Source organism: Psychrobacter sp. GW64-MNA-CIBAN-0177 (assembly GCF_040309585.1).
GTDB lineage: Bacteria > Pseudomonadota > Gammaproteobacteria > Pseudomonadales > Moraxellaceae > Psychrobacter > Psychrobacter okhotskensis.
In genome coordinates this window covers 1-16,962 of sequence record NZ_JBEOOY010000006.1, presented here as the reverse complement: position 1 = coordinate 16,962, position 16,962 = coordinate 1, and the positions used below count along the sequence as shown (strand labels likewise).

At 45.0% G+C, this 16,962-nt stretch carries 16 protein-coding genes; 6 read left to right on the top strand and 10 right to left on the bottom strand.

Translation table 11 applies throughout. From position 1 onward, the window contains the following. Positions 1–24: 24 nt before the first annotated feature. The 6 genes from AAEY79_RS05590 to AAEY79_RS05565 all read right to left on the bottom strand — a co-directional run bounded on the left by AAEY79_RS05590 (position 25) and on the right by AAEY79_RS05565 (position 7,889). A complete protein-coding gene (locus tag AAEY79_RS05590; protein WP_201576969.1) occupies positions 25–687 on the bottom strand; it encodes a M48 family metallopeptidase in 663 nt (220 codons plus the stop codon). A gap of 24 nt (positions 688–711) precedes the next feature. Next, complete coding sequence (locus AAEY79_RS05585) at positions 712–2,337, bottom strand: DUF1513 domain-containing protein (protein WP_201576972.1); 1,626 nt, start codon at positions 2,335–2,337, stop codon at positions 712–714. 3 nt (positions 2,338–2,340) lie between these two features. Beyond that, positions 2,341–3,489 (bottom strand): imelysin family protein, encoded by a 1,149-nt coding sequence (locus AAEY79_RS05580; protein WP_201576975.1) that lies wholly within the window; start codon positions 3,487–3,489, stop codon positions 2,341–2,343. Between the two features lie 41 nt (positions 3,490–3,530). Further along, positions 3,531–5,192: a di-heme oxidoredictase family protein gene (locus AAEY79_RS05575; RefSeq protein WP_350642685.1), complete on the bottom strand. Its 1,662-nt coding sequence runs from the start codon at positions 5,190–5,192 to the stop codon at positions 3,531–3,533. Between the two features lie 265 nt (positions 5,193–5,457). Then, positions 5,458–6,912, bottom strand: a complete 1,455-nt coding sequence (locus AAEY79_RS05570; RefSeq protein WP_201565506.1) for an imelysin family protein — start codon at positions 6,910–6,912, stop codon at positions 5,458–5,460. A 320-nt stretch (positions 6,913–7,232) separates the two neighbouring features. After that, a complete protein-coding gene (locus AAEY79_RS05565) occupies positions 7,233–7,889 on the bottom strand; it encodes an OmpA family protein (protein ID WP_025652341.1) in 657 nt (218 codons plus the stop codon). A gap of 402 nt (positions 7,890–8,291) precedes the next feature. Between AAEY79_RS05565 and AAEY79_RS05560 the strand changes: the two genes are divergently transcribed. From AAEY79_RS05560 to minE, 5 genes are all read left to right on the top strand, one after another. After that, positions 8,292–9,248 carry an acyltransferase gene (locus AAEY79_RS05560; RefSeq protein WP_025652340.1) on the top strand — a complete coding sequence of 319 codons (957 nt, stop codon included), beginning with the start codon at positions 8,292–8,294 and terminating at the stop codon, positions 9,246–9,248. A gap of 486 nt (positions 9,249–9,734) precedes the next feature. Further along, the gene (locus AAEY79_RS05555) at positions 9,735–10,814 is read left to right on the top strand and encodes a hypothetical protein (RefSeq protein WP_407074180.1); all 1,080 of its coding nucleotides are present in this window, start codon (positions 9,735–9,737) and stop codon (positions 10,812–10,814) included. Between the two features lie 127 nt (positions 10,815–10,941). Further along, a complete protein-coding gene (gene minC / locus AAEY79_RS05550; RefSeq protein ID WP_025652338.1) occupies positions 10,942–11,784 on the top strand; it encodes a septum site-determining protein MinC in 843 nt (280 codons plus the stop codon). A 489-nt stretch (positions 11,785–12,273) separates the two neighbouring features. Beyond that, entirely contained in the window at positions 12,274–13,086 is an 813-nt protein-coding gene (gene minD / locus AAEY79_RS05545; protein ID WP_010201589.1) for a septum site-determining protein MinD, read from the top strand. Positions 13,087–13,088: 2 nt separating this feature from the next. Continuing rightward, complete coding sequence (minE, locus tag AAEY79_RS05540; RefSeq protein ID WP_025652337.1) at positions 13,089–13,379, top strand: cell division topological specificity factor MinE; 291 nt, start codon at positions 13,089–13,091, stop codon at positions 13,377–13,379. Positions 13,380–13,500: 121 nt separating this feature from the next. Here minE and AAEY79_RS05535 read toward each other — a convergent pair whose 3' ends face one another. Genes AAEY79_RS05535 through AAEY79_RS05520 form a run of 4 tightly spaced genes read right to left on the bottom strand, consistent with a single transcriptional unit; the run spans position 13,501 to position 16,630 of the window. Next, a complete protein-coding gene (locus AAEY79_RS05535; RefSeq protein WP_320158111.1) occupies positions 13,501–14,109 on the bottom strand; it encodes a cytochrome b in 609 nt (202 codons plus the stop codon). Between the two features lie 52 nt (positions 14,110–14,161). Continuing rightward, positions 14,162–14,743, bottom strand: coding sequence for a hypothetical protein (locus AAEY79_RS05530; protein ID WP_201577784.1), 582 nt, complete (start codon positions 14,741–14,743; stop codon positions 14,162–14,164). Between the two features lie 17 nt (positions 14,744–14,760). After that, entirely contained in the window at positions 14,761–15,762 is a 1,002-nt protein-coding gene (locus AAEY79_RS05525) for a chemotaxis protein CheB (RefSeq protein WP_201565509.1), read from the bottom strand. Beyond that, the gene (locus AAEY79_RS05520) at positions 15,752–16,630 is read right to left on the bottom strand and encodes a response regulator (protein ID WP_352287571.1); all 879 of its coding nucleotides are present in this window, start codon (positions 16,628–16,630) and stop codon (positions 15,752–15,754) included. Before AAEY79_RS05520 ends, AAEY79_RS05525 begins: the two co-directional genes overlap by 11 nt. A gap of 54 nt (positions 16,631–16,684) precedes the next feature. On the opposite strand from AAEY79_RS05520, the gene AAEY79_RS05515 reads away from it, so the two are divergent. Then, positions 16,685–16,962 (top strand): transposase (locus AAEY79_RS05515; RefSeq protein WP_352287568.1); only part of this gene is annotated, 278 nt, incomplete at its 3' end.

The window sequence follows — 16,962 nt, the reverse complement described above, 5'->3', positions numbered from 1 at the left end:
CTTTATATGATTTGCGTGAGACCTTTAGTCTAACTGACCCGTTTTACCCGCCAGCATATTGTGCCACTGCTGATAATCTGGCATCGCTGCTGCTACCGTCTGCCAAAATGCCTTGCTATGATTGGCATGATGCAGGTGACACAGCTCGTGGACGATGACGTATTCGGTGCATTCAATCGGATAAGCAGGAAGATACACGGACAACCAAATTCGGCGCGCGCGAGTGTTACAACTGCCCCAGCGCGTATGCATTTTTTTCAGTCGTACTTCGTTAGCGGTAGCACCGACTATTGGCTGCCATTTAGCGAATAGCGTCGGATTTACTTCCGTAAGTTGTTGCCGATAATAAGCCATTTTTTCATCGTGACTGAGGGTGAACGATTGTACGATACCCCACAAGCTAACGGGGCTGTCTACGCTTGAAGCTTCAGGTTTCGGGGTTTGGTTGCGATGGTAGCGTGCCAATACTTGCGGATGGTGGTCTAGCGCCCATGAGACACGCTTATCGACAGCTTGAGCGATTTGGCTGGCGCTGATAGACATCGGTACAGAAACCATAAGCGCATAAGGCTTTAGGCGAAAATTTATATTTTTGACGCGTTTTTTACTCACGTGTAGCGCAATACCCGCTTGTGCCAGCTGTTGTCTGGCCAAATCTAATACGAGCGACGTACTCGGTTGCGGCATCGTGATTTTATCCTTTTATACCACTTATGCTAAGACTGCCTGCAGATGATTGTCAAAAGACATATTATGTATCTGACTGTCCTGCACAATAATAGCAGCTGTATTCTTGGAATCTAACTCTGCTACCTCCGATGTCTCTACTGATAGCGTATTGACCCACAATCTTGTCAGTTTCCCGTGCCCGTCGCTGACGATAAAACCTGATGCTCCATCCTTGTTTTTGGCCTGACCAGATACCTGACCCGCGAATAGCGAGGCTCCTGCACAATCTGGCAAACGCACAGCATCAATCAGCATACGTGTGTTTAAATCATAAATCGCCGCACAGCCGCCAATTGGTGTGGTCACACACAACAGATTGCGCTCACTATCAACCGCGACACTGGCAATGTACTGATAGAAGCGTTGCCATTGATTGCTGGGCATAATCAAGGGTTTAAAGTCAGAGTCGCCACGATGATGGGTTAAGACTAGCGGCACATTGATATGTTTTTCACCTTGGAACTGAATACCAACCATCACCGTGCCATCGTCATGTATGGCCAAATGGCGCACACTCATCTGATTGTGCTCAGGAGTAATTTGCTCAAGCAGCGTCCCGTCATGACGATTAAGATAAGCCAAAGATGGACGCATGGTATCGAGATTCAACTCTTCACGAGAGGCTTGTTCTGTTTTGATACCGCCATTAGCGATGACCAACGTCTCGCCATCTGGATGCATGATCAACTCATGTGGCCCAATACCATGCGTGTCAAACTCGGCTACTTTGCTATAATTATTACGAGCATCGTAGATACCGACTTTACCCGCCAAGCTTATCGTATCATTCTCAGTGACGTATAGCGTTGAGCCGTCCAAACTGTAGCAAGCATGTCCATAAAAATGGCGATTATCAGCCGCTGTAATAGCGAATTTTACTTGCCCTATCGACGTATCTAATACCCAAAACTTTTCACTGGGGCGGCGACCCAGCACCACAACATCGCGTGGACAGTTATGAGCATTTAATCTGTTTTGATCGTTTTGTCTATTTTGAATATTAGGGATTGGCTGGACAACGATATCGTGGACACGCTCAGGCATGGTCGTCTGCCAAACGATTTGTCGGTCTGCATCGATACCAACCACCCCAAAGCCAGTTTCATCATTACTACTATCATCATTGCTATCGTCGTTATTTATCAATGAGCGGTTCTGTGGCATCGACGCTACGCCACTGACCCAGCATACTGGACGCGCCAACATAATGGTGCTATGTATTGCCGTCAGCTCAGTGACGATATTTTTACTATCACGATTTTTATCATCGATATCATCATGATAAGCTCGTTGCCACGCAGCAGATGCTTGCTGATAGGCATAGCGAAGGCGGGTCAACTGGGGCTTTGGCGATGCTTGCAATGTATGCAGCTGAGCACGCACACCCGACACATAATCCTGCAATCGTGCTTCAGGCTGATGCTGCTTGCGATAGTGATGATGGATACCAACCAATGCCGCCGTTCCCAGTACGCTACCAAGCGTAGTCAAAGCCGAAGTCATCAGCGGCTCATGATTTGAGCGCTTGTCTGTTATTCTAGGCGTTGCTTTAGGCGACGTGCTATGAGATTTTGCTATTGCAGCGGTATGGGCTTCAGAGATTTGCATGACTTAATCACCATCGTTGCTGTTAAAGCCAACACGGATACCGAGGGTCGGAATCAATTGGCGTTTCAGCAGGCGGGTAATGGTCGTAAAATGATCAAACAATTCTTGCTGCTTGGCTTTATCGGCAGTCGCTAAATCCTCTGGCATCTGCGCCAATAGCGTAGTCGTATCAGCAAGCTCGCTTGATAGACTGGCCGCAATAGCATTCTCATCATTACTACCAAGAATCGCCGTCAATACCGGATCAGTCAGCGTCTTATTCAAGGTAGCCAGCTTAGCATTGATAATAGCGCGGCTTTGTCCAGCGGTAGCAGCAGGCAGATGACCCTTGGCTTTGCCTGTAAGACCTAATGGCTCATCAATAGCATTGGTCTTCATCGTCTCAATCAATGACAATAAAGCGTTAAACCACTGGTTCAAACCTTGATCGCTATCAGCCGTTTTATCAATCGCCAGTAAAGTCGTGGCGTTCTGCTGCCAGTTACTTTCGATGTCTTTTAATCGCGTGCTTAGTGCCGCGCTGGCGCTGACTACATAAGCACATTGAGCAGCATTCAAGCTGTCATTGGCAAATAGCGCCTCTTCCAGACCTGGTACGCCTTGCACAATAGCGCTCTCGTTAGCGAGCTGCTCTGGGGTTAGTTTTGGATTGGCCGCGATTAGCTCTGCAACCCCACTGTGTACCAAGCCGCGCTCGTCAGGATAATAGTTAATGTACAAGTTGCTCATACTAGCAGTCGCAGGACCGAAGTTGATCATCTCAGCACTCGCCCATGCTTGCGCCAGCACCAGCCACTGAGCACGTAACGCTTGCAACTCATCACTGCTGACAGGCGCTTGCTGACAATGCTTCTGCGCCAACTCATGCAACAAACCACTTTGCTTCGCCGCATCCGCATAAGCTGGAATGACAATGTCTTCAGCCACATGCGTCAGATAGGTCTTTTCGGTCTCCGCGCTGATATCTATGGCGACTATCTGTTCGTCATTCGTGCTATCGGCGGCCGTACTGTTTGAGGCAGCGCCATCTTGCGCGACGGTTTGGCTATCCACCTCTGCTGTTTTATTCTCATCGGCAGGCTTGACACAACTGATGAGTAATCCAGCACTCAGTGCCGATAACGCCATTGCTAATGCAGGGTTTATTTTCATAAGTTTCTCGGTAATGGGATAAGTAATAATTTATATCATTTTTATAATGATTTTAAGAAGGCGTTTAATTCAGCGCGTCCTTGCTTATCTAATTTCAATACTTTTTGGCGTTGGTTTTCTGCTTCACCGCCATGCCATAGCACTGCTTCCATCAGCGTGCGCGCGCGACCATCATGTAAAAAGGTCGCTTGTGGATCGACGTTTTGAGCCAGACCAATCCCCCACAATGCCGGCGTACGCCATTCATATGAGTTGGCCAAAAACTCAACTTGCGTATCTTTTGCCGGTAGCTTACCCGCTATCGTACGATCGGCAAGGTCATCACCCATGTCATGCAGCAGCAAATCTGTGTAAGGATAAATGACTTGTCCATGCTGCTCAAGATGATCATCGTCAGTTTTTGGCAACTGATATCTTGGCGTATGACAACTCTGGCAGCCCATATCATAAAAGCGTTTTTTACCAGCCAGCACCAATTTATCATCGGCATTGCGGCGATGTGGCACCGCTAAGTTCCGCGTATAAAATTCTACAAACTTCGCGACTTCATCATTCACTTCGACCGGTGTCTTGCCATTACCTTGCTCATCAGCGCCAGTGGTCGCTTTAATACAAGCGGTTTGGCTCGGCATGCAAGACTCATGAGGACGAATGTTTGAGGTCAACCCCATATCCTCATTAAAGGCACTTTGGTTTTGCGTAATCAGCTTGGTCTGACCGGCCTTCCAACCAAAACGACCGAGCGCATGCTTGCCCGTTTGCGGGTCCATCACCCAATTAAACTTACCACTGATGCCATCGCTATTTTTATTATTAGGCGTTTGGCTGGCTTGTTTTTTAATGTCTGCGTCTGGAATTTGCTCAAGTAGGCCCAGACCAATCATTGGCAAGGCGATGCGCGGCGAGACCATCATCTCATCATCGAATGCGCCATAGCCGGGTTTGGTCAACTCAAAGGTCGGCGCACGTAGGGTTTCAACATAACCATCAGCAAAGGTCACTGGCTTATCAGTCCACTGTACCGCAATTTGCGCTTCGGCCGGTACACCCTGAATACCGCGATCCTGTAACTGACCGCCATACATAGGATGCACCACTTTTTCGATCTGGGAATCCTGCAATTGCTGACGCTGCTCATCCGTTGTCGCTGGCATAGACAGACGTATTAATAAACTATCAGCATCGTCCTCACTGCTCATCGGCGCGTGACCACGACCGTCTTTGACGTGGCACGATTGGCAGGCAGCGACATTGAATAACGCACCAAGACCGTCACGGCTGTCCGTGCTAGCAGGCGCTACCACCCACGGTTGTTGAAAGAATGCATTACCAATAAAAAAAGAGCCTTTACGTGAGGCGGTGAGGTTTGACGAGGGTTTTGAGTAGCTCTCAGCGCTGGTAATACTGATACCAGTATCACCGCCTTGCTTAATCTCTTGCGGGTCAAAGGAAGCAAGCTGCTGCATGGATACCCCAGCCAGCGCTTCGATGTTTTGACTGCGCTCAGTAGACAATGAACTATCATCCTGCTTACCAGCCTGCGTGTCATTCTTATCAGCGGATGAGCTGTCAGTCGGTTGACAAGCCGCAAGTGACCATATGCAGAGCGCACTAAGCGCAAGCTTTAGAGGTGCATTTTTAGACAATAAAAAGGTATGAAGAGACATAGATGATCTGTCTTTCGTGGCAGGAAGGGCGTTCATAAGCATTGCCTTAGCGCTAGTATAGAACCATCAAAATCGCGCACCATAACAATATGTCGTTACAGTCAACAGGGTACAACTGTAAGAAAGCTGGCTGGTAGCGTTATTTTAATAGGGCATAAAAAAACACGTTGCCAACCGAGATTGACAACGTGTGTATTATACATAAATTACTTTCCTATGAAAATAATTCTCATTCACTTATAAAGACTTATCAGGCATTATAAATGAATACAACTGACGCTAGTAAGCGTATAAGCTGAGCTTAAAACTGTGAACCTGCATCAGCATCTAGATTGTCAATGCCAGCCGCTTTTGCCGCATTTTCAATACCAGTCGTCAATTCTTGCAAGCTGGTAATGGCAGTCTCAACCCAACCACGACGCGTATTTTGCTCTTCAGCAGAGATACCTTGTTTACTGGCTTGACCAACAGTCGCAATCATTTGATCAATCTTGATGCCTTCTTTTTCGCCCTTTTCGACGATGATATTAAAATCACTTTCCACCTTACTAAAATCAGCCGCCAGCTTATCAGCAACGTCTTTATGACCAGTATCAATTAGGTAGTTCTTCACGCCATAGCCACCCACGGTTTTACCCGCGACGGTCTTATAGCTACCATTAAAGACATTTTGAATACCGCGAGCATTATTGGCATAACTTAGATGGGTCAAGTCACTAAAGCACTCGTGCTCATCTTCGGTAGAGCCCGTGACAAAGGCGACTTGCATACGCTGAGAGGCCAGCTCGCCAAGTGCTAAACTGCCCATCTGGTACAAAATCTGGCGCAGACCATTGTTATCTTTACGCGCTATCATATCGCTGCGTAAGGTATGTTCGCTATCAGGCTGCCATTGGGCTTCCATTGCGGTTAAATCATCAACCAATAATTGCGCAGCAGCTTTTAAGAACTCGCCACGACGCTCACAAATACTTGCTTCTGTATTTGCGCTTTCGCCACTGGTACATTCACCATCGGTGGTAATATAGTCGCTAACCGGGCGGTTGCCTGCACCCTCACCGACGCCATTGGTATCTTGTCCCCATAGCATAAACTCAATCGCGTGATAGCCAGTCGTTACGTTGGCTTCACTACCACCAATCTCATTCATGTCTGCTAACAATTGCGGCGTAATGGTGCTGGTATCTTGCTTGATGCTACCGACGGCGATGCTATCACTATTGATGATATTGTCTTGACTGTTATATTCACCTTCGTAATCGTCGCTGACGTAATCAATGAGCGCTTCATCGAGCGGCCATGCATTGACCTGTCCTTCCCAGCTATCGACGCTGCCAATCTCACGCTGGTCATCAGCAGTCACAAAGGCTTCATCAAAACGGAACACTTCAGTTTGTGAGTAAGGCTGACGCGCCGCTTTATAGGCAGCTTTTGCCGCGTCAAGGTTCGCTTCAGTTGGCGTATCTACATAAGTATTTACAGCGGTCTGCAAGGTTTTTGCGCTATCTAATGAGTCTTTATAGGTAGCATGAGCCATATTTGCATAACTAATCACCAAGCGATCGATATTGGCTTTTTCTGCACCGGACGTGGTTTTATTATTAGCGGCTTCTGTGTCTTGTACCTCCGCTTGTGCATCAGTGGCGGCATCGTCATTGGCTTGTTTGGTACAACCCGATACTAGCAGTATCCCTGCAAGCGCAGCGGCTAAAGTAGTCGGTAAAATTTTACGGCTCGTCACTGTGGTCATATTCATACACGTCCTCGATGAGATACATTAGAAAAAGGGTAAATACAGTAAATAACGAATGTCCAGAATAATAATTACTGTCAAATCTGCCAAACGGTATCATTAATATTACTGAAATATTATTGCTAGAATATTCAAATATTTGCGAATTATAATGTTATTGATAACTATTATCAAACATAATTTGCCGTTTTGGTCTAGTCGGTACTCTTGATAATTTAGTGGCGCAAATTTTAAGCACAAAAAAGGCCAGCATATTGCTGACCCTTTTTAACAGTGTTCTTAATGTAAATAGATACTAATATAAATAGCTACTAAGTAATGGCTTAGTTTACGCTCTGTGGCGAGTTAATCGTTAGCTCAACACGGCGGTTTTGTTGACGACCATAATCAGTGTTGTTATCCGCTACTGGGCGTGATTCGCCATAAGCAACAACATTAACACGGTTAGAAGCCACACCGCGAGCTGTCAGATAGTTAGCTACTGAGTAAGCACGATCACGTGATAGACCCATGTTGTATGATGCTGAACCTTTGCTATCAGTGTGACCTGCGATGTTAACAGTGGTCTTATTATACTGATTCATCGTCGATGCTAGCTTATCAAGGGTTGGCTTGAAAGATGAGCTCAATGTAGCATCATCAAATGAGAAGGTAATGCTACCTGGCATAACCAAGTCAATGTTACCAGTCGTAGGGTTTTGTTCAACCGTGACGCCTGTACCAGCCATTTGTTGTTCAAGCTGCTTAGCTTGACGCTCCATGTAGTAACCAACGCCTGCACCCAATGCTGCACCAATAGCAGCATCACGACCAGTTTTGTCGCCGCCCGTTGCTTTTGAGATAGTCGCACCACCTAAAGCACCCGCTAGTGTACCAACAGCCGTTTTATTCAAACGTTGCTGTCCAGTGTTTGGATCTGTTGTACAACCACTCAATGCTAGACCAGATGCGACTGCGGCAATCATTAATGTATTACGCATAATATTTCCTCTTAAGTTTAAAAAAATGGTTAAATTGTACTTTTTATAGAAGATTATTCATTAATCTTATTTAGGTGCTTATTTACACTCGTCATTATTATGGCAATTACCATCTATTCATGTGTAATATTTTGTCACATCTATGTATGAGAAGTGCAGAAGGCTTGCCAGTTTTTTTCTAACGCTAGCGATGTCTGCCATGACTAGTCACGTTTACAGTCGTACACTATCATTAATTTCTGCTAAAATCATGCAATAAAGTTGACCCTAAAGTAGCGCTAATAAAAGCTATAAGCATATAGCACGCGTTCAACCTTAACAAAACGCCAAAAACTTCGACGATAGCGACTCCAGAAATGGAGCATTTATATATTAATAATATCGATAGAAAAGGGATTAAACATGCGCCTGACCTCTACTATTCAAAAAATACATCAACGCGCGCCTAAATTGGGCAAAGCGGTCTCGCTGACCACCGCAGCCAGTGTCATCGCAGCCAATAGCTTTGGTTATAGTATTCCCTTATGGCTAATGGGTGCGACCAAAATAATTACTGGCGCCCCTATTGCGGATAAAACCGTGATAAAAATTGCTGCCCACTGGATTAGTAGTAATAATGCTTTAATCGATAATATGTTGCCACGCAAAGATTGGCGTATCAATTTGCCCAATGATGTTCATATGGATGGCAAATATCTACTGGTTAGCAATCATCAGTCGTGGGTCGATACCAGTATCGTGCAATACATTGGTGAAAAGCGCCTGCCCCTCACCCGATTTTTTACCAAGTTTGAGCTGATTTATATCCCAATCGTTGGCCAAGCTTTTTATTTTTTAGACTTCCCGATGATGCGCCGCCATTCTAAAGAAAAGGTTGCCAAAAACCCTGCCCTAAAAGGCAAAGACATCGAAGAAGCCAAACGTGCTTGTGCGCTCTTAAAAGACAAGCCATTTACCTTATTGAACTACCTAGAAGGCACGCGCTTTACCCAAGAAAAACACGCCAAACAAGGCTCGCCTTATACGCATTTACTGAAACCGCGTGCAGGTGGTTTGGCGCTCGCAGTCAATGCACTAGGAGATGATATCGACGGTATTTTGGACATGACCATCGTTTATCCTGATGGCGTGCCAACCTATGGTGATTTGTGGAAAGGCAATATTAAGCGCTTGGGCGTTGATGTTCGACACATTAAGATACCTGATGAATTGTTTGCTGGTATCAAAAATGGTGGCTACGAAGAAGATGAGTCAATCAAGGCGAAGATGTTTGATTGGGTTGAGCAGATATGGCGTCAAAAAGATGACCTTATTACGACGATGCTGGCTGACTTTGCAGACAATCCGCAGAGCAAATAGGCTAAAGATAACTTATTTTTTCAGTAAACCTTCAAACCACAATGGTGCCATACTTTTTACGCTGCTATTTAAATACTAAAGACTGGCTGTGGCGTGTCCTCATTTTGAAAATAGTGATAAAAATAAGATAAATGGCAGCTGAACAGAGAAAATAGTACGGATAATATCGAGAGATTAGCAAGCTACTTGACGAAGTTTGGCAAATATTTAGCCGTTTTTAGCGCATTTACTGCTTAAGGTTCAGATTGAGAACACACCCTAATATCAAGGTTACTCAATTTGTATAAAATACCAAATTATAATGGTTGATGGGTTGTTTTTTGATGCCATTCATTGATAATGTGAATAGTCATTAAAACGCTCGCTTATTTAGTAATCATGTCCTCACTAGCAGTGCCTACTGATGACATGATTTCTTATGCCATTTCTTACTAATAAGGTATGACTGTGCCCGCCTCTCCCACTAAAAGCTCGCCGATAGCAGCAATGCCAAATGAGTCATCGAACTTAGCAAACAGTCAGTCTCCGAGCACTCATTCCTCGATCGAGCAGCCGCCACGATTAAATCGTCCCAAGCCAAGTCGCTTTAAGCTGACGTATGACATCTTGATGATTGTTGCTATTAGTATTGATCTTTTATTGATCAGTATCGATGCCATCTTGATGAGTGGTTTTAGTAGTAATGTCGCAGGATGGCTGGCATTGAGTGATGCGCTCAACTGGTATCAGAATACCTTGCACGATCCATTGCGTACGGCGGGTGGCTTTTTTACCATATTTTTAATCGTAGAACTGTTGGTACGTTGGGCGATTGCCGTTAAGCAAAAAGCCTATTATCGCTGGTTCTTTTTTCCCTTTGTCCATTGGTATGAAGTGTTAGGCTGTTTTCCACAGCTACGCGCGCTACGGTTATTTCGGGTAGTGGTCATCGGCCGCCGGCTATATCAGCTTGGCTATCAAGTACTGCCGCAGTCATGGATTGCTCGTATCAAGTTCTATATTGAGCTGTTATTAGAAGAGTTGTCAGATAGGGTAATTTTGACGACCATCGACAACTTTCGTCAGCAACTTACCAACCCTGAAACGCACAAGTCCTTTATCGAATCAACGATTGCGCGCAATCGCCATGAGATTGAAGCCGCCCTGTTGTCGCTACTACGCACAGAACTGGCGCCAAAACTACAAGCGCTGACCGCCTCGCCGGGAGGTAGCAATATGATAGCCGGTGCGATGGGCGAAGCGATTAAGGAAGGTTTGGCCAATACGCCTGAGTTGCGTCGCTACTTGCGCATGATACCAATCGCCGGCGGCTTGATTGAGTCACAATTGCAGCATGTCGGACACAATATCGGTGAAAACGTAGTCATTGCTCTAAACGAGCGGCTACTCGATGCAGAACGCCTCGATGCATTGATGGTCGCTATTGCCAGCGGCGTGGCGCAAATCGATACCAATAACACAGCGCTGGATACTTTAATTTCGAGTATCATTGAGGACAGTTTGACAGAGTTTGAGGCACAGGTAAAAGTACAGCAATGGAAGCACCAAGATATGCTTAACTTATAAAATCTTGCTAAAAATAGCTGACAAATAGCTAGTACCTGATAGATAACCAGCACCTAATAAATAACCACTAAATAATAATAAATATAGTACGCATGCAGCAATACGACATTTTTTGAGGATCAATCTTATGACGGTTTCAGACAACGACAGCAGCGCACAAGCCCCGAGTAGCATCCCTGCTCTCGCCTTTTATGGCAAGATGCTCACCTTTTCGCGTTTGCAGTTCAGTACCAATGATTTGAGCGCTATCGAATCTCAGCTTGCCGAAACGCTCAGCAACAAATCCAGCAATATCCCTATCCTTATCGATAGCGAGGTCGAACAAGACCTGTCAGCATTGGTAGAGCTATTATGGTCATGGGGCGTACAACCTATCGGTGTCGTAACAGGTGTATTAGATGCCCAAGCGCGAGAACAACGATTGGCAATCTTCCCTGCTGATGGCAAACGTATCGAGCGTATTTTACCCAGCAAAAAAGCCACTGCTCAGGTCAGTAAAGCATCAGAAGCCAAAAGTACAGAGTCAACCAGCACGAATGACGTAGCCGCAGCGTCTGAACCCGCACTTGAGACAGCGACCGAGACGACTCTCTCTAATATTCCAGCAGAGACTTTAGTCAGCGCTGAGCATATTACCAGCCTCATCTATGATCAAATGCTGCGCTCAGGACAAAGCCTTAACCATGTCGGTGGGGATTTGATTTTGACCAACAGTGTCAATAGTGGCGCTGAAGCCATTACCGACAACAGCTTGCATGTTTATGGCCGCGCCCAAGGTCGTTTGGTCGCAGGAGCCACGGGTGATAAAGATGCTCGTATTTTTTGTCAGGTCTTTAACCCCTCCTTGGTATCGGTCGCCGGCACTTACTGCCTACGAGATAACTTACCCGAACACGTGATCGACAAGCCCGTACAAGTACGCTTTATAGAGGGTCAAGGCTTGGTCTTTACCGTGATGGATGAGGCTTAGACGCCTAGTGGTATATTGCTGCTTATGTATAAATGCCCAAGAAAATCTCTGTAGTGGCTATCTATAGTAGCTACCTTCTGTAATAACTATAGATAGTCACTACTTAGATGGTCACTACTTAGATGGTCACTACTTAGATGGTCACTACTTAGATGGTCACTACTTGATAGTCATAATGCGTTTAGGGCTAGGCGACTCGTTTAATATTGTAGTAAGTTTATTTAACAAAACTGCCCTATGCTAATCTGCTGTCTCTGCCACTATTTACTATGTTTGCGAGCGCTGACAGCCAGTAGCAGCAGTACTTAACACAGATATTGGCTGTTTTTGAGCTTTAGTGCAGACTTGCTATAAATTTTTGTTTATATATGCTAGGCTTACGCTCGCAGGTAGCGCATATATTGCATGTGAATAATAAGTATGCAAAGCATAAGTAAATGCGCTATTTTATTTAATAGATATCCCATTGATTCATAGGAGTGTGCCATTGTGGCGAAGATTGTTGTAATCACTTCAGGTAAAGGCGGTGTGGGCAAAACCACCACGAGTGCCTCTTTTGCTGCCGGTTTGGCGTTGCGTGGCTATAAGACGGTTGTTATCGATTTTGATGTAGGTCTACGTAACCTAGACTTGATCATGGGCTGTGAAAATCGAATTGTTTATGACTTTGTAGACGTCATCAGCGGTAACGCTCGCTTATCACAAGCACTGGTCAAAGATAAGCAGCTTGAAAACTTATATATCCTGCCTGCCAGTCAGACGCGTGATAAAGATGCACTGACCGACGAAGGGGTGTCCGAAGTAATGGCTGAGCTGTCTAAGCAGTTCGACTATATCATTTGTGATTCGCCTGCTGGCATCGAGCGCGGTGCTCAGTTAGCGATGTATCATGCTGATGAAGCGATCATCGTGACCAACCCTGAGATCTCCTCAGTACGTGACTCGGATCGTATCATCGGTATTTTACAAAGCCGCACCAAAAAAATCGAAGAGAACCAAGGCTCTATCCGTGAGCATTTGGTTATCACTCGCTATAATGCCGAACGTGCAGCAGCGAATGAGATGATGGACATCGATACCATCTCTAACGATATCTTAAAAGTACCCCTACTTGGCGTTATTCCTGAAAGCCATTCAGTGCTTGAAGCATCTAACCACGGTGAGCCGGTGATCCATTATACCGATTCTATCGCTGGTCAATGTTATGATGACATTGTCGCCCGTTTCTTAGGCGAAGAGCGTCCATTACGTCATATTGATGTGAAGAAAAAGAGTCTATTACAGCGCTGGTTTGGGGGTTAATGATGAGTAAGAAAAAAGGATTTTGGAGTAGTTTGTTCGGTACTGATGATGGCAACACTGTCGGTAGCGCCAACCTAGCCACTGAGCGTCTCAAGGTTATCGTTGCGAGCGAAAATCGCTTAAACAACCGCTTAACAGCGGATCGTATCGAAAAAATGAAACGTGAAATACTAGAAGTGGTGAATAAGTACGTCAATGGCGTGCAAATTGATGATGTAAATATCAATCATCGTTCTGAAGATAGCTTAGATGTGTTAGAGATGAATATCAATTTGCCTGAGCACAAAAAATAATCTGCGCAAAAGTACAGGGAACAAGTGCTCGTTAAGCTCTAATTTAAAAAGAACTAGTCTAAAAAGCCCTCAGTATGATACTGAGGGCTTTTTTGTGGGCGCATATGTCCTAGATTAATTATTATTTCATACGAGCCATCAAGTTGTCTTTCTTTACTAGCTGATGATAAAAGGCTGCTGCGATATGCAATAAAGTAAAAGCAATAATCATGGGCCAAATAATATCGGTATGTAAGTCATTATAAAAACGCGCTAAACCCCTATCTGGCGTGACAAAGATAGGAATCTGAAATAAGCCAAATATGTCTACTGGTCGACCACCATAGACGGACATCAGCAAGCCAGCTAGTGGCATCGCAATTAACAAAGCATAGAGCACAAAGTGCGACAGCTTTGACATCAATAGCTGCCATTTTGGCATCGGTAACGCTGGTGGTGCTTTGGTAAAGACGCGATTAATAACCCGCGCTATCATCCAACATAACAAGCTGATGCCAAACGCCTTATGCAAACCAATATAGAGATTGCTATCAAGATTTTGGTATAACAGGATCATGATCCACGTTACCAGTAATAAAACCGCACTGATCCAGTGAAATAAGCGGCTAGCGACTGACCACTTGGAAACACTCGCATTGATATTATTCATAAGCTGCCCTACTACCTCTGACCAACATTTATAGATAAAGACAGCAGCTAACGGCATGACCATCGCGGCTGGGTTAGTCATAACTAGGTTTATAATGAATCGTTATTCACTATCAGCCCTCTTACTAAACAAGCTAGCTGTCTAAATCAACCAATTGATGCGCAATTTTATCCAAATCGGGCACCAAGTAAGGAATACTATCGATAATCACGGTTTGAAACAAGTAAGATTGTATAACATTTTCTTGGAAGCGGTCTTTGACATAATCGACTTCGCTACTGGTAGGATTTTCATCAGTCGCTTCAACAGTCTTATTATCGCTATTTTTCGCTTTTTTAGCATCGTTATGGCTTATATTATCAGCGTGATATTGCTCTGGAAGCTCACCATCCTTAACCTCAGAGATACGCACCTGTCGTTGGCGCAGTTCACCAGCTGTCTGTAAAGCCATGCGATGGGCCGCCGTATTGCCTTCTAATACGATGATTTTATCTGGCACCTGCTCGCTAGATAGCAAATGGAATACAGCCACTTCTTGTTGTTGCCACAGATAAGTCCAGATATGCTCATCAAGAGGATCCACACTCAAAATCAAACTGCTCGGAATGATCCAATCAGGCTGATTGAATGCTGGGACGATAGTGACATCGAGCATACCGTTGTTCGTGGTCAGCAAACTTACTGCTTCAAACGAATGCTTTAGAATTTCTTTCATAAGTCGCTCACAATAGATTAATACGAAGAGGCAACCGCCACTCTTTCACCAATATAGTCGGTAAGTTTTTGTGCTAAAGCCACTGGGCTACCAATAAAATCGCAGTATCCAGAATCAATAATTGCCTGTGGTTGGCTGGGACAAGCACTTACCTTTGGATCTTGTACCCATAACTGACTGTCATTGTCTTGAATTAAGTCCAGATGCTGAGCCCCATCGTTGCCCATACCTGAAAAAATAATGTTAATCAGCTCACTACCATATACATCGCTGGTGTTTTTTAGGATTTGACCGATAGCAGGCTTATAATCACCATCCCATGCTTTATCAAGCAATATAATCCGACCAGTCGAATCGCAGACAATTTGCTTGTCAATAGGAGCAATTAAACACTGACCTGACTGCAAACGTTGTGATGAGGTAATCACCTGACAGCGCCAGTCATTATGGCGATTAAGTATACGTGGCAGCGTACCAATCATGGTCTGATTGAAATGATGCGCCAATAAGATACAAATGGGTAGCGTGGGTGACAAATTATCTAAGAATTCTTTGACAGCGCTAGGGCCACCCATAGACGCCCCCAAGAACACCACGTAACGCCAATCGCTGGTATCACTCTGGTAAGCTTGGGTATCCACCAATGCTGGTAGAGACAACATCTGCGCAAGTTTACGCTTTAGTTTACGTTGCCATTTAGCATACTGCTGCGCCTCATTTAGATAAGGCGCTTGACTAAAACCCACCAACACTCCAATCGATTGAGACACAGTAGTAGCCGTGGCAACGCCGTCATCATAATCACTGTCTATTAGCCAGATATCAATAGGTGCTTCATAAAGTTCAAACTTGGTATTCAGCTGCGCCCGTGTCACACAATCAACCAATATAAAACCACAACTGCGTACGGTATCCGAAAAGGCCATGCGCTGGTGATGGTCTTCTGCGACCACCAGCACCTTGATATCATTTTGGTTTTTTTCTTTGAGCGCTAATAGAGCAGGTACATTATCCTTCATGAGTCAAGCTGACCTCTTCACCCAATAGCGTTTGGATTTTATTGAGTAGCTCGTTTTCTTGGAAGGGTTTACCCATATAATCGTTCACCCCAATTTCCAGAGCACGCTCGCGATGCTTTTCACCAGTACGTGAGGTAATCATGATAATTGGGATATGCTGCAAGCGTTTATTATGACGTATTTGAATGGCCACTTCGAAGCCATCCATGCGCGGCATCTCAATGTCCAAGAGGATGAGATCCGGTATCGTTTCTTGTAGTATCTCAATCGCATCGACACCGTCTTTGGCAACGGCAACTTTGTAGCCTTGACGCTCTAAGAAGCGCGACGTGACTTTACGTACCGTGACCGAGTCATCGACGACCATCACTGTTGACTGAGACTCCAAACGTCTGTGCTTAGAGCCAGTAGACGAGGCAACTTCTTTGAGCACTGGCGCATTACGCATCAAGGCAATCAAATCTAAGATAAGCATGACCGAGCCATCACCCATGATGGTAGCAGCGGAAATACCTGATAGGTTGGAGAATTGTTGCCCTAACGGTTTTACCACGACTTCGATACGCGAGCCAGCTATCTGATCGACCTGCAGGGCAATATTCTGTCCAGTACGGTTTTTAATGATAATCACCGGCAAGCTTGTATTGGTATTGACCACCAATTCATTGAGTTTATTGCCTGATAAAATCTCATTTAAATAACGCACGCGATAATCATTGTCTTCAAAGTTGAGGGTCGCATCATTTGACTGATAGTAGTCATAAAGCTTTTCTGGGTTAATACGTACCACACGCTCAATCTGAACCAATGGTATGGCATAGTAGCGATCTGCTGCCCGCACTACTAGGGCATCCGACTGTAGTGGCATAATAAAATTGGACAGCTTCTAAGAGGTTATAATAACCCAAAGAAGGAAACTAGTATGACCAACAATCGCAATCAATATACCCGAGAATTCAAGCTTGAAGCCATCAGCTTAGTGACTGAGCATAAGCGTAAAATACCTGATGTAGCAAGCTCACTTGGCATTGGCAAATCCACCCTGCAGAAATGGCTGAGTCAGTATCGACAAGAAACGAATGGCCAAGCACCTAAAGTCGGCAACGCTTTAACGGATGAACAGCGCGAGCTACAAGAATTGCGTAAGCAGGTTAAGCGACTCACTATGGAGCGCGACATATTAAAAAAGGCTTCTGCTCT